This window comes from Pseudomonas sp. TH39(2020) (assembly GCF_016650715.1).
In the GTDB taxonomy this organism is placed as follows: domain Bacteria; phylum Pseudomonadota; class Gammaproteobacteria; order Pseudomonadales; family Pseudomonadaceae; genus Aquipseudomonas; species Aquipseudomonas mandelii_C.
The window spans coordinates 691,055-705,082 of record NZ_JAEKFF010000006.1 but is presented as its reverse complement, the minus strand read 5'-3'; the positions used below and the strand labels follow the sequence as shown (position 1 = coordinate 705,082).

Annotated in this window: 12 protein-coding genes and 1 pseudogene; 6 read left to right on the top strand and 7 right to left on the bottom strand. The window is 60.2% G+C overall.

Annotated elements, in window-relative coordinates; translation table 11 throughout:
* The first annotated feature begins 8 nt into the window (after window positions 1-8).
* The 4 genes from JFU47_RS11295 to JFU47_RS11280 all read left to right on the top strand — a co-directional run bounded on the left by JFU47_RS11295 (window position 9) and on the right by JFU47_RS11280 (window position 4,131).
* The gene (locus tag JFU47_RS11295; RefSeq protein WP_201182998.1) at window positions 9-1,112 is read left to right on the top strand and encodes an ABC transporter substrate-binding protein; all 1,104 of its coding nucleotides are present in this window, start codon (window positions 9-11) and stop codon (window positions 1,110-1,112) included.
* 194 nt (window positions 1,113-1,306) lie between these two features.
* The gene (locus tag JFU47_RS11290; protein ID WP_201182996.1) at window positions 1,307-2,215 is read left to right on the top strand and encodes an ABC transporter permease; all 909 of its coding nucleotides are present in this window, start codon (window positions 1,307-1,309) and stop codon (window positions 2,213-2,215) included.
* Complete coding sequence (locus JFU47_RS11285) at window positions 2,212-3,060, top strand: ABC transporter permease (protein WP_201182994.1); 849 nt, start codon at window positions 2,212-2,214, stop codon at window positions 3,058-3,060. The genes JFU47_RS11290 and JFU47_RS11285 overlap by 4 nt, the downstream gene beginning before the upstream one ends.
* A 15-nt stretch (window positions 3,061-3,075) precedes the next feature.
* Complete coding sequence (locus JFU47_RS11280) at window positions 3,076-4,131, top strand: ABC transporter ATP-binding protein (protein WP_140676924.1); 1,056 nt, start codon at window positions 3,076-3,078, stop codon at window positions 4,129-4,131.
* A 206-nt stretch (window positions 4,132-4,337) separates the two neighbouring features.
* Here the strand turns inward: JFU47_RS11280 and JFU47_RS11275 are convergent, their stop codons facing one another.
* Complete coding sequence (locus JFU47_RS11275; protein ID WP_201182991.1) at window positions 4,338-5,267, bottom strand: AraC family transcriptional regulator; 930 nt, start codon at window positions 5,265-5,267, stop codon at window positions 4,338-4,340.
* Between the two features lie 335 nt (window positions 5,268-5,602).
* On the opposite strand from JFU47_RS11275, the gene JFU47_RS11270 reads away from it, so the two are divergent.
* The gene (locus JFU47_RS11270; RefSeq protein WP_123368238.1) at window positions 5,603-5,956 is read left to right on the top strand and encodes a putative quinol monooxygenase; all 354 of its coding nucleotides are present in this window, start codon (window positions 5,603-5,605) and stop codon (window positions 5,954-5,956) included.
* A gap of 41 nt (window positions 5,957-5,997) precedes the next feature.
* Window positions 5,998-6,228, top strand: coding sequence for a hypothetical protein (locus JFU47_RS11265; RefSeq protein WP_123368237.1), 231 nt, complete (start codon window positions 5,998-6,000; stop codon window positions 6,226-6,228).
* Here JFU47_RS11265 and JFU47_RS11260 read toward each other — a convergent pair whose 3' ends face one another.
* The 6 genes and pseudogenes from JFU47_RS11260 to JFU47_RS11235 all read right to left on the bottom strand — a co-directional run bounded on the left by JFU47_RS11260 (window position 6,229) and on the right by JFU47_RS11235 (window position 13,822).
* Complete coding sequence (locus JFU47_RS11260) at window positions 6,229-6,858, bottom strand: flavin reductase family protein (protein WP_140893515.1); 630 nt, start codon at window positions 6,856-6,858, stop codon at window positions 6,229-6,231.
* Between the two features lie 86 nt (window positions 6,859-6,944).
* Window positions 6,945-7,139 (bottom strand): annotated as a pseudogene (locus JFU47_RS11255) (hypothetical protein); the annotation flags it as partial.
* A gap of 208 nt (window positions 7,140-7,347) precedes the next feature.
* Entirely contained in the window at window positions 7,348-8,667 is a 1,320-nt protein-coding gene (locus JFU47_RS11250; protein ID WP_123367845.1) for an MFS transporter, read from the bottom strand.
* Between the two features lie 380 nt (window positions 8,668-9,047).
* Complete coding sequence (locus tag JFU47_RS11245; protein WP_201182989.1) at window positions 9,048-10,379, bottom strand: sigma-54-dependent transcriptional regulator; 1,332 nt, start codon at window positions 10,377-10,379, stop codon at window positions 9,048-9,050.
* Window positions 10,373-12,139 carry a sensor histidine kinase gene (locus tag JFU47_RS11240; RefSeq protein ID WP_201182987.1) on the bottom strand — a complete coding sequence of 589 codons (1,767 nt, stop codon included), beginning with the start codon at window positions 12,137-12,139 and terminating at the stop codon, window positions 10,373-10,375. Before JFU47_RS11240 ends, JFU47_RS11245 begins: the two co-directional genes overlap by 7 nt.
* 159 nt (window positions 12,140-12,298) lie before the next feature.
* On the bottom strand, window positions 12,299-13,822 hold the full coding sequence (locus JFU47_RS11235; protein ID WP_008156025.1) for a fumarate hydratase: 1,524 nt from the start codon (window positions 13,820-13,822) through the stop codon (window positions 12,299-12,301).
* Window positions 13,823-14,028 lie beyond the last annotated feature (206 nt).

The following is a 14,028-nucleotide window of genomic DNA, read 5'->3' as shown; positions in this document are numbered from 1 at the left end:
AGTCCTTCATGGGCGAGCATGATTTAAACAGACGTCAATTCATCAAAACCGTGGGCGTGGCGTCCGTAGCCGCGGCGGCCATGAGTTTGCCCTTCGTCAAGGCCAATGCCAGTGACACACGCTTCCAGGGCAAAACCCTGCGCCTGCTGACCTGGTCCGACGACACCGGCCTGGCCGCACTGCGCAACATCGCGGCCACCTTCGAAGACAAGTACGGCTGCAAGGTCATCGCTGACCGCACCGGCAGCACCTCGGAAATGGTCGCCAAACTCAAGGCCGGCGGTGATCGTCCGCAGTACGACATCATCACCCTGGCAGGCGTCGGCGCCGAAGGTCTGGCCGCGGCCAACCTGCTGGAAAAACCCGACCTCAACCGCATTCCCAACCTGGTCGACGTACCGGAGAAATACCGCACCGGCGCCAATGGCCACGGCATCGGTTACCTGCTCTGGTGCAACAGCCTGGTCTACAGCACCCGCACCATCAAAGAAGCGCCGGACAGCTACGCCGCCCTGTGGGACGCCGAGCTGTCGCCGAACATCTTCCTGCCGCCGCCGAACTGGACCGAAGCGATGGACCTGATCATCATCGCCGCCAAACTGGCCGGTGGTGACGAGCACAACATCGAGCCTGGCTTCAAGAAACTCGCCGAGCTGAAAGATCGCGTAGTGACCCTGGGTGAAAACCCGAACCAGATCGCCGAACTGTTCCGTACCGGTTCTCTGGACATGGGCGGCTTGTACGCGCCAGCGTTCTTCCCGAAACAGATCCGCGATCCGGCTTACGGTCTGGGCGCCACCTTCGGGATGAAGGAAGGTTTCTACACCGACCTGATGCTCTCGGTGATGCCGAAGAATCGTCCGGGCGATACCGACCTGGCCTACGCCTTCATCAACCACTCTCTGGACCCGCTGGTGCAGGGCAAGATGGCTGAGGACATCTACAACGGTCCGGTCAACGCCAAGGCGATCATCTCCGCCGAAGCGCGCAAGAGCCCGTACATCCTCACGCCTGATCAGATTGCCGAGAAGGCGATCATGCACGACAACGCCTTCCTGGCCACCGTGCATGACCAATGGATTCGTCGTTACACGGAAATCTTTTCTTCCTGATCGAGTGACAAACACAGGATCTTCAACCACTGAAGATCCCCTGTGGGAGCGAGCCTGCTCGCGAATGCGGTCTGACATTCAGCATTGATGTCGACTGGCAGATCGCTTTCGCGAGCAGGCTCGCTCCCACAAGGGGCCAAGGTGGTTTTGAGGGATGTGTTTGTCCGCTGCTTTCCATTGACGAGACCTTTGCTATGGAACACCAACCTCTGACTCATCCGGTCGTCGCCGTTCCCGCGCGCACCAATCGGGGTGTTTCGCCGACGACGCGTGCCTGGATTTTCCTCTCGCCGTCGATGCTGTTTCTGGGCGTATTGATCGCCGCCAGCCTCTTGGTACTGCGCATGAGCGTGGGCACCAAAGGCGCGGAATGGACCGGGTTCAGCCTGGCCAGTTACGCCCAACTGCTGGAACCGTACTACCTCAAATCCTTGCTGCTGACCCTGCGTCTGGCGCTGATCAGCGCGGTGATCGCGGTCGTGTTGGCGATCCCGGTGGCCTACACCATGTCGCGGCTGACCTCACCGTTTGTGCGACGGATCTTCCTCGCCGCGGTGCTGCTGCCATTGCTGGTCAACCTGCTGCTGCAAAGCTACGGCTGGCTGGTGATTCTGGGACCTGGCGGGATGCTCAACCAGGCGCTGATGGGCCTGGGCCTGATCAAGCGCCCGATCATGTTGCTCTACAACCAGAACGGCGTACTGATGGGCCTGGTGCAAACCGCGTTCCCGTTGGCCGTGCTGCCGATTGCCAGCGCCATGCGCGGCGTCGCCCGTACTTATGAAGAAGCCGCTGCAACCCTGGGTGCCAGCCGTTTGCAGGTGTTCCGTCAGGTGGTGCTGCCGATGAGCATGCCGGGGATCATCACGGGTGCGACGTTGGTATTCGCCTACAACGCCAGCAGCTTCGTGGTGCCTTTGCTGCTCGGCGGCCGACGCGTGCCGATGCTGGCCGTGATGGTGCATGACCAGATCGCCCCGCTGATGAACTGGCCTGCCGCCTCCGCTGCCGGTGTGGTGCTGATTGTCACCACGCTCGCAATCATGACCTTGTCCGAATACATCACTGGCCGTCGTCGGCGCATGCTGGAGGCTTCCCAATGAGCACCCTGATCAAGAAACGTTATGGGCTGCTGCCCGGCGAGACCGGCAAGTTTGCCGGCATCCTGTCGGGCTTCATCCTGCTGCTGGCGGTGTTGCCGATCCTGACCATGATCGTGATGTCGTTCAGCGGTGCGTCGAACCTCGACTTCCCGCCGAGCAGCTACAGCCTGCAATGGTACAAGGCTGCCTGGCACACCTTCGTGTCGCCGGATTCCAGTGATGTGCTGAGCCTCGGCAAAGCCATGACCACCAGCCTGATGGTGGCGTGCCTGACCATGGTGTTTGCAACGATTGTCGCGGTGCCGGCAGCCTATGCCCTGACCCGTTGCGAGTTCCGCGGCAAAGCCGTGGCGCTGCAACTGATGTCGCTGCCATTGGTGTTCCCGATGGTGGTGTTGGGGCTGGCGTTATTGCTGGTGTTCGACAGCCTGCCCTTTCAAATCACTACGTCGCGGCTGGTGATTGCCCACGTGATCCTGGCGTTACCGTTCGTGGTGAAAAACTGCACCGCCGCGATGCTCTCCATCGGCAGCGAAGTCGAAGAGGCCGCGCAGATGCTTGGCGCTTCACCGACCCGGGCGATTATCGATGTGGTGGTGCCGTTGATGAAGTCGGGGATTCTGGCGGGGATGCTGCTGGCGTTCATCGTCTCGTTCAACGAATTCACCGTGACCTACTTCCTCTACACCATCGATGTCATGACCGTGCCGATCTGGATGTACAGCCGCACCGTGTCATCGCTCGACCCTACCGTTTTCTCGTTCGCCGTGCTGATCGTGCTGATCGACTTCGTCCTGATTTGGGCGTTGGAGAAGCTAGTCGGTGAAGGTGGCGTTTCGTTCTGATTCTTGAGGTGCAACATGACTGGTCTGATTCTGGAAAACGTCGAGAAACATTACGGCTCGGCCTGCGCGGTAAAGGATGTGAACCTGCATTTGCCTGAGGGCAAACTAGTGTGTTTTCTCGGCCCGTCGGGCTGCGGAAAAACCACTTTGCTGCGAATGATCGCAGGGCTTGAAACCCTGAGCGGCGGCGAGATTCGCCTGGACGGTGAAGACATCGGCCACACGCCTGCGCATCAACGTAACTTCGGCATGGTGTTTCAATCGCTGGCGCTGTTCCCGCACATGACAGTGGGGGAGAACATCGCCTATCCGCTGAAACTGCGTGGCGTCAGCAAGGCTGATCAGCAGGCGCGGGTGGTGGAGTTGCTCGAGCTGATTCAGCTGAGCGAGATGATTGATCGCCCGGTGGCCAAACTCTCCGGTGGTCAACGCCAGCGCGTTGCGATTGCCCGGGCGATTGCCTCGCGGCCGAAAATCCTGCTGCTGGATGAGCCGCTGTCGGCGCTCGACGCCAAGCTGCGCGAATCGATGCAGGTGGAAATCCGCCAGCTGCAACAACGCTTGAACATCACCACCATCATGGTGACCCACGACCAGCGTGAAGCCATGACCATGGCGGATATCGTCGTGGTATTGGGTGAGCATCGGGTGCAGCAGGTGGGTACGCCGATTGAAATCTATCGTCACCCGGCCAACGAGTTTGTTGCGGACTTTATCGGCTCGGGCAATATTTTCCCGGCCACTGCGCTGGGCAACGGCAAGATCGGGCTGCCGGGTGGCGATGCGCTGGAAGTGCCGATCTGCAGCAGCATCGTGGTCGGTGAGAAAGTGAAGATGCTGATTCGCCCTGAAGATTTGCAACTGTCGCATCCGCAGGCGACGGCGGGGAATCGGCTGCTCGGTAAGGTGACGTTTGTGCGTGATATTGGCGCGACCATCGAAACGACCGTGGAGTGTTCCGGGGTGTCGTTTACGGCGTTGAGTACGCCGTGTCAGGGGTTTGGGTTGAGCATTGGTAATCCGGTGTCGGTGACCCTTCCGGCGGAGGCGTGCCGAGTACTAAGCGCCTGAGTTCCTGCCGTTAGATCCACCCCTCACCCCAACCCTCTCCCCAAAGGGGCGAGGGGGCTGACCGAGGTGTTCTTTTGAGCTACATCGACCTGAAATATCGAGTCGAACTCAAGTTCTGAAAAGCTTGGAGATCGGCTCCCTTTCCCCCTCTCCCCTCTGGGGAGAGGGCTGGGGTGAGGGGTGGATTTTGACGGCAATACACAACCTCAAACCGTCAACCGCAACCGCGCCAAATCCCTTAACGGCGGAGCCCCGAACAATCGGCTGTACTCACGGCTGAATTGCGAGGGGCTTTCATACCCGACCCGATACCCCGCCGCCGAAGCCTCCAACCCTTCCGCCAGCATCAATCGCCGCGCTTCTTGCAGGCGCAGTTGCTTCTGATACTGCAACGGACTCATCGCCGTCATCGCCTTGAACCGGTGATGCAGCGTCGACACACTCAGGTTCACTTCCTTCGCCAGATCATCGATGCGCAACGGCTGTTCATAGTTGCCGTTGAGCCATTTGATCGCCTGGCTGATGCGATGGCTCTGGCTGTTGGCGATAGCGATTTCGTACAGCCGATGGCCCTGCTGACTGCGCAACAACCGATACAGAATCTCCCGGCGAATCAACGGCGCGAGCATGGCGATGTCTTTCGGCGCATCCAGCAAACGTGCCAGACGCAACACTGCGTCGAGCATCGCGGTGTCGATCCGTTCGACATACAAGCCGCGCCCCGTCGGCCGGGTGGGCACACCGAGAGGACCAGCGTCGGCAATCAGCGCGGAGATTTCCGCCGGGTCGATATCCAGCCGCACCGCGAGGATCGGTTCTTCAGACGTGACGTTCACCACTCGTCCGCTCAATGGCATCGAGACCGACACCACCAGGTAATTCAGCGGATCGTAATTGAAGTATTCATCGGCCAGCCTGACCTCTTTACGGCCCTGCGCCATGATACACAGCGCGGGTTGCGCCAGTACCGGGGCAAACTCATGGGACTTGCTATGGCGAGACATGAAGAGCGAGCCGACGGCAGTCGCATAAGTGCCATCCTCCGCCGTGTTATGGCGAATGATAGCGGCCAGTTCCGCGCGCTGTTTCTCCATGTCGGCATCCAGCGGGGCTTTAAAGTGATCGAGCGACGACATGCAAGGCATCCTCGGTGGGGCGTCAGTAATGAGGCGAGCTTAAGTTTGTGCAAGACGAAGCGGTAGACACATCCTGCCTCAACCTTGCCTGATTCTGCACGGAGTGGATTAACGGCACCTCTATGACAGGGCCGTCCACGGAAAACTTGCTTGAAAGCCCTGTTTCATTGGCACGAAAGCTTTTACAGGTTGTTATAGGTTTTTCGAGAAGCCGCGCAGGATTGTGCAACAAGCCGGCAGGAATCGACTAACCGCGCTTCCACCGGCGCGCTTAACCTTGGATCCTGTCGCAGCCCGTCCCACGGCTGCCACTCGAGTACCTGGGAGGGTTGAACATGTCTACGCAGATCCCCGTCAGTCATATGGCTTTTGTCCGCGCCCGCGCCGGGCGTTCGGCGGAACTCGGTGCGCGCCTGAGCGCCTTGATCGAGCCGTCCCGCAGCGCACCGGGTTGCCTGAATTTTGCCCTGCAGCATTCGCAGTGCGATCCGGAGCTGTGGCTGGTGTCCGGTTTCTGGATGAACCAGCAGGCCATGACCGCTTATTTCAGCACCCCGGCCATGCAGATCTTTGCCGAGCTGGTGCAAGACCTGGTGGTCAATAGCCTGGATTTTCATACCTTCAAGGACGTATCGGCCGCCCAGGCGCTCGGTCAGTCTCAGTCGTGGGTACACAAAATGGCGGGTTGAGGGTTTAATGGCTCAATTCTCAGTTAGCCAGGATCCGCGACATGGCACGTAAAGCCTTTGAAACCTTCGAAGCCGTATCCGCCGTAGTACCCCGCGAGGGCGGTTATCACGCCGCGATCGCCACCAAAGCCATCGGTGGTTCGGGCGCACCGCGCTTTCATAAGCTGCTGGAAGAGCAAACCTTCAAAACTGCCCGCGAGGCCGATGAAGCCGCCGCGCTTGAGTTGACACGCCTCAAAGACGTCAGCGAAGACGGCGACCTGATCTGGTAATTACCTTTTCGCCCCCGGGCGATACATCTTGAACAATGCCTCAGGCCCCAGCTGGAAATAATCCGCTGGCCCGCCGCCGCGCAGGATCGGTTCTGCCGCGGCGGTGTCGTACACCCCATCCTTCAATAGCCACTTGGCGATATGCACGGCGACCACTTCGCCGAGAATCAGCCAGCTGGGCACCACTTCGCCGTCCGCCCGCTGCAACTGAATGATCTGCGTGACCTTGCACTCGAAGGACACCGGGCTTTCGGCGACGCGTGGCACCTGAATGATTTTCGACGCTGCCGGGGTTAGCCCGGACAGCTCGAACTCGTTGACCTCAGGCCCGACCATGGCCGAGCACTGGTTCATCTGCTCGGCCAGCGGACGGGTCGCCAGGTTCCAGGCGAACTCGCCGGTTCGCTCGATGTTATTCAGGCTGTCTTTGCGCCCGACACTGGAAAATCCAATGATCGGCGGAATGTAGTTGAAGGCGTTGAAGAAACTGTAAGGCGCCAGGTTCAAGCGGCCATCGGCATCCTGGGAGGAAATCCAGCCAATGGGACGTGGGCCGACGATGGCATTGAACGGGTCATGCGGCAGGCCGTGGCCGTTGGCGGGTTCGTAGAAGTGGATGTCGTCAGCCATGGCATGGGGTTCCTGAATTCGGTTCGTAGCGAAGACGGCCATAGTGCAAGGGCTGACGGGTAATTTCCAGCGTGAGATCAGTTGGTACGGGCTGCGTCGGTGTGATCGGCGCTGTCGGAAGCGACCTTCGCCGAGTCAGTGCGATCGTTTCCAGCGGAGGCGACTGCAGCGCCACTTCCGGAGGTGAAAGCGGCAGAGCCGGTGCGATCGTAACCGTCAGCGGCGAAGGTACTGGCGGCCAGTACAGAGAGGGTCAGGGCGAGGATCAGTTGGGTTTTCATGGTGTGTACTCCAGGTTCGCTTGCACAATGTAATGAATCGGCGAGGAGAGTCCGTGGAGGGCGTTAACCGCTGATTAATTCGCTCTTTTGCTTATGTGACAAATTGTTCATGGCGCACTTATTTGTCTTGATCGCACTCTTTTCAGCGTCAATGAAAAAGGGGCAGACCTTTGCCAGGTCTGCCCCTTTTTTTGTGTCGCTTGCGGAATTAGTCCGTCTCGATCCGCGAATGCTTGCGGGTGTCTTTCATGGTCACGTAGACCAGCAACGACACGGCAATACACGCGGTGACATACCAGTAGTAACCAGTTTCCATACCGATGCTCTTGAACCACAGTGCGATGTATTCAGCGGTGCCGCCGAAGATCGACACGGTCAGCGCGTACGGCAGGCCGACGCCCAGCGCACGGATTTCGGTCGGGAACAGTTCGGCTTTGACCACCGCGTTGATCGAGGTGTAGCCGCTGACGATGATCAGCGCCGCCATGATCAGGAAGAACGCGCCCCACCAAGTCTGTACGGTGTGCAGGGTGGTCAGGATCGGCACGGTGAACAGCGTCCCGAGAATACCGAAGGCAATCAGGATTGGCCGGCGACCGACTTTATCCGACAAGCCGCCGATGATCGGTTGCAGGCACATGAACAGGAACAGCGTGGCAGCGGAAATGGTGGTGGAGTCGGAGATGCTCATGCCGACGGTGTTCACCAGGTATTTCTGCATGTACGTGGTGTAGGTGTAGAACGCCAGGGTGCCGCCCATGGTCAGGCCGACCACGGTCATCAGTTCCTTTGGATGACGCATCAAGGTGCGCATCGCGCTTTCCTTGGCCTTCTCTTTCTTGGTGAACGACTCGGTTTCTTCCATGCCACGACGCAGGTACAGCGCGACCACGGCACACAGCGCGCCGATGGCGAACGGGATGCGCCAGCCCCAGGCGTAGAGCTCCTCGGTGGTCAGGGTCTGTTGCAGCACGATCAGCACTGCCAACGCGATGAGCTGGCCGGAGATCAGGGTCACGTACTGGAAGCTGGAGTAGAAGCCGCGACGATCCTTGGTCGCCATTTCGCTGAGGTAGGTTGCCGAGGTGCCGTACTCGCCACCGACCGACAGGCCCTGCAGCAAACGGGCGAAAATCAACAGGATCGGTGCGCCAATGCCAATGGTTTCATAACCCGGGCTCAGGGCAATCAGCAGCGAGCCGAAACACATCAGATACACCGAAGCCATCAGTGCTTTCTTGCGACCGGCCTTGTCGGCGTAGAGGCCCATCAGCCAGCCACCGATCGGGCGCATCAGGAAGCCCACGGCGAAGATCGCGGCGGTGTTCAGCAGTTGTGCGGTGGTGTCGCCTTTGGGGAAAAAAGCCTTGGCGAAGTACAGGGAGAAGGCGGCATAGACGTACCAGTCGTACCACTCGACCATGTTGCCGACTGAGCCGCTGAAGATCGATTTGATGCGACTGGCAGTGGTTCTTTCTTTGGCAGGCGAAGCTGCCGACCCAAGAGGCAGGGATTGTGAGTTATCCATGACGGATCCTTCATTTAATTGTTTTTGTGGAGCGCGTTGAAACGCAGCCTGCTTGGGCTATAGCAGGAGCTGTGCCAACGGGAGGAGGGCCGGTTTAGAGGGGTTTTGAAACTTGAGTGAGCGGAAATCCGCTTATTCTGGCTTGGTTGTAGGCGGAAATTTGCTTATTGCGGAAGGGCCACCCCTCACCCTAACCCTCTCCCCAGGGGGGGAGAGGGGACTGACCGAGGTGTTCTCTCGAGGTACATCGACCTGAAAAATCGAGTCGAACTCAGGTTTGCAAAGCATGGAGATCGGCTCCCTTTCCCCCTCTCCCCCGTGGGGAGAGGGCTGGGGTGAGGGGATGGATTTCAGCATCACTGAAAATCCCGCGTGAAAACTCACTCCCCCAAAAACATCTCCCGACTCAACCCATGCCGCTGCATCTTTTCATTAAAGGTCCGGCGCGGCAGTTGCAGCTCTTCCAACACCGCTTTCACGTCGCCCTTATGCCGGGTCAACGCCGCGCGCAGACAATGCGCTTCAAACGCTTCCTGCTGCGCCGCCAGCGACTGCCCAGGGTCAATGCCCGCCGGTTCCGGCTCGCCCAGCCCCAACACTTGTCGCTCAGCAACGTTCGCCAATTCGCGCACATTGCCCGGCCAGTCATGGCTCAGCAGGTGGCTCAACTGCGGGCCGCTCAGCGGTGGAAAAGTGCGCCCCAAACGCTCGGCGGCATTTTGCGCAAACGACTCGAACAACAACGGAATGTCTTCACGCCGCTCGCGCAACGGTGGCAGCCGCAACTCGGCCACGTTCAACCGATAGGCCAGGTCTTCGCGAAAGCGTCCAGCCCGGGCTTCGTCCAGCAAATCGGGTTTGGTTGCGGCGATGATCCGTAAATCCACGCGGATGCTCTGATTGGAGCCTAACCGCTCCAGCTTCTGTTCCTGCAACACCCGCAGCAATTTCACCTGTTGGGCCAGCGGCATGCTTTCGATTTCATCGAGAAACAGCGTGCCGCCATCGGCGTATTCGAGCTTGCCGATGCGTTTGCCCGAGGCGCCAGTGAATGCGCCGCTCTCGTGGCCGAACAACTCAGCCTCGAACAACTGCTCGGGAATTGCCGCACAGTTCAATGCCACAAACGGTTTGTCGGCCCGCGGGCCGAAGTCGTGCAGGCAACGGGCAACCAATTCCTTACCGCTGCCGGTTTCACCGCGAATCAACACATTGACCGGCAGCGTCGCCAGGTCCAGCACTTGCCGACGCAGCGTCTGCAAGCCACGGGACACGCCCAGCAACGTCGCATCGAGTTTGGCGCGGTTGTCCGCCTGCTCGTGCAGGGCGCGGTTTTCCAGCACCAGCCGCCGCTTGTCCAGCGCACGGCGCAGACTGCCGAGCAGGGTTTCGGGGCTGAAGGGTTTTTCAAGGAAGTCGTAGGCGCCATCGCGCATCGCTTCGACCGCCATCGGCACATCGCCGTGACCGGTCAGCAGAATCACCGGCAAGTCGGCGTCGCGCCGCTGAACTTCGGCCAGCAGTTCCAGGCCGGTCATGCCCGGCATGCGCACGTCGCTGAGGATCACCCCGGGGAAATGCTTCGGCAGCTGCGCCAGGCATTCATCGGCGCGGCTGAACAATTGCACCTCGAACCCCGACAGGCTCAGCCATTGTTCGACGGCACTGCGAATACTGCTTTCGTCGTCGACCACCATCACTGAGTTCAGCATGAGCCAGGTGCCTCCAGGTCGATGGGCAAGGTCACGGTGAACACCGCGCCGTTTGCATGATTGTCGGCGCTCAGGCGTCCGCCCGATTCGTGAACGATGGCAAAGGATACGGCCAGCCCGAGGCCCAGGCCATCACCCACCGGTTTAGTGGTGAAGAACGGATCAAACACGTTGGCCAAGTTTTCTTCGGCAATGCCGCCACCGTTGTCGGCGACCGTCAGGCGCCAGAGTTGTTCGTCGGCTTCGAGACGGATTTCCAGGCGTTTGCAGGGTTTGTCCTGCATGGCGTCCAGGGCATTGCGCAGCAAATTGATCAGCACCTGTTCCAGGCGAATCGCATCGCCACGCACCCACGCCGGGCGCGTCAGGTGCAGCACCGTGCTGACCTGTTCATCGCGCAACCTCGTGTCGAGCAGCTGCAATGATTGGTCGACCACCGCCGCCAAATCCAGTCGTTCGCGCAGCCCGCTGGGGCTTTTGCGGGCGAAGGTTTTCAGGTGGCCGGTGAGGGCGGCCATGCGCGTCAGCATGTCATCCACCGGTTTGAGCGCCTTGTAAGCGTCGTCGACCCGACCGTGATCGAGCAGCAGCCTCAGAGTAGCAAGCTGCATGCGCTGGGCGGTCAGTGGCTGGTTGATTTCATGGGCCAGCGCGGCAGACATCTGTCCGAGGGCGGCGAGTTTGGCCGACTGCACCAGACCGTCCTGAGCGGTGCGCAGGTCGCGGGTGCGTTCTTCCACCAGTTGTTCGAGTTCTTCACGACTGCGCTGGCGCAGCTTGGCCAGACGCCAGCGCTGATTGAGGAACAGCAACAGAAACACCACGGCCAGCCACAACCCGGCGGCGGCGAGCCCGGCGTTACGGCTGTCTTCGAACGAAACTTGCGGGCGGCGCAGCAAGTGTAACGTCCAGCCTTCAGTGCTCAGCGGCAGCGATTCCCACAGGTAATTCGCCGTCCCGTCAGGCCCCACGACCCGTGTCAGGTCACTGTTGTCGTCGAAGCGCCGCACCGATTGATATTCGAGCGGTGTCAGCGGTTGTTTGTCGTATTGGCGGGTGGCCTTGAGTTCGGCGTGATCGCTGTCACTCAGCGGTTTCAACGAGCGATAGCGCCAGCCCGGCTGGTTGGCGATGAAGATAATCCCGCGTGCATCGCTGACCAGCAGCGTGTCGCTGCCCTGACGCCACTCGCGCTCCAGTTCCGGAAATTCGAGCTTCACCACCATGGCGCCGAGGAACTGGCCGCTGTCGCCGGTGACCGCGCTGGACAGGAAGTAACCGGGAATGCCGCTGGTCACGCCCACCGCGTAAAAGCGCCCGGTGCCTTGGGTGCGGGTCTGGCTGAAGTAGGGACGGAAGCCGTAGTTGTGGCCGACGTAGCTGCTGGGCAAACGCCAGTTGCTGGCGGCCACGGCGAGGCCGGTGTGGTCGAGCAGTTCGAGTGTCGAGGATTGCGCCGCGCCGTTGATTTTTTCCAGTTTGCGGTTCAGTGCGTCCTGCTGTTCAGCGGATACCGAACCATTGAGGGCTGCGCGCAATTCGGGGTCCAACGCGAGCACGGCGGGCAGGGCGCGGTAGCGGTCGATCAGGGTGTGCAGGGAATTGGCGTACAACGCCAATTGCTGATTGGCGCGGGCGGCGTCTTCGACCAAGGCCTGGCGTTCTGCGTGACGTATTGACACGGTGGCCGCGATCGCAGCGCCGACGAGGATAAGAAGGGTGTACAGAATTATGCGCAAGGAGCGAGAAGACTCAAACATGCTTGGCGTTACACAAGTGTGCGGGGGGGCACCATATCATGACGAAGTTAGGCATTCCCACGCTCAAATCCACCTCCCTCAGCCTATATATATAAACGACCATTAAAAAAGGCGACAAGAGCATGGCTCATGTCGCCTTTTATTTGTCAGTCGAAGCGCTTACTGCACTTCCACCGCCAGGCTTTCACTGATCTTTTTCTGCCAGATGGCAGGACCGGTGATGTGTACCGACTCACCCTTGCTGTCGACTGCAACCGTCACAGGCATGTCTTTGACGTCGAACTCGTAGATCGCTTCCATGCCCAGTTCGGCGAACGCCACCACGCGGGATTTCTTGATGGCTTGTGCCACCAGGTAAGCCGCGCCGCCGACGGCCATCAGGTAAACGGCTTTGTGGTCCTTGATCGCTTCGATCGCGGTCGGGCCGCGCTCGGATTTGCCGATCATGCCCAGCAGGCCGGTTTGCTCGAGGATCTGACGGGTGAACTTGTCCATCCGCGTCGCCGTGGTCGGACCGGCAGGGCCAACCACTTCTTCGCGCACCGGATCAACCGGGCCGACGTAGTAGATGAAGCGACCCTTGAGGTCCACCGGCAGGGTTTCACCCTTGTTCAGCATCTCGACCATGCGCTTGTGCGCGGCGTCGCGACCGGTGAGCATCTTGCCGTTGAGCAGGACGGTTTCGCCCGGCTTCCAGCTCTGCACGTCTTCCGGGGTCAGGGTGTCGAGGTTGACGCGACGGGCCGACGGGCCGGCTTCCCAGACGATTTCCGGGTAGGCGTCCAGCGGTGGCGCTTCCAGCGAGGCCGGGCCGGAACCGTCGAGCACAAAGTGCGCGTGACGGGTGGCGGCGCAGTTGGGGATCATGCACACCGGCAACGAAGCGGCGTGGGTCGGGTAATCCATGATCTTCACGTCGAGCACGGTGGTCAGGCCACCCAGGCCCTGGGCGCCGATGCCCAGTTGGTTGACCTTCTCGAACAGCTCCAGGCGCATCTCTTCGATACGGTTGGACGGGCCGCGCTTTTTCAGCTCGTGAATGTCGATGGATTCCATCAACACTTCCTTGGCCATCACGGCGGCTTTCTCGGCGGTGCCGCCGATGCCGATGCCGAGCATGCCCGGTGGGCACCAGCCGGCGCCCATTTCCGGAACGGTTTTCAGCACCCAGTCGACGATCGAGTCGGACGGGTTGAGCATGGCCATTTTCGACTTGTTCTCGGAACCGCCGCCCTTGGCCGCCACGTCCACTTCCACGGTGTTACCCGGAACGATGGAATAGTGGATAACGGCCGGGGTGTTGTCCTTGGTGTTTTTACGAGCGCCCGCCGGGTCGGCGAGGATCGAGGCACGCAGGACGTTTTCCGGCAGGTTGTAAGCCCGGCGCACGCCTTCGTTGATCATGTCGTCCAGGCCCATGGTGGCGCCATCCCAACGTACGTCCATGCCCACGCGAACGAAGACGGTAACGATGCCGGTGTCCTGGCAGATCGGGCGGTGGCCGGTGGCGCACATCCGCGAGTTGATCAGGATTTGCGCCATCGAGTCACGGGCCGCTGGCGATTCTTCGCGCAGGTAGGCTTCGTGCATCGCCTGGATGAAGTCAACGGGGTGGTAATAGGAAATGAACTGCAGGGCGTCGGCAACGCTCTGAATCAGGTCGTCTTGCTTGATCACGGTCATGAGTCGCGCTCCTCTAAAAGACGGGAACATTCAATAAGGTGCTTGCAGCTTGGGTGCATCGGTCGGTTGCAAGCACCTTTACAAGGCACGCCGGGGCAGCTGGCGCGACGCTAAAAAGGCGCGGCAGTATACCGCGCCTCGGTTCCGGGCACACCCGCCGGTAGTCAATCGTTGGTCGCATATCGAACACAATCCCTGTAGCAGCT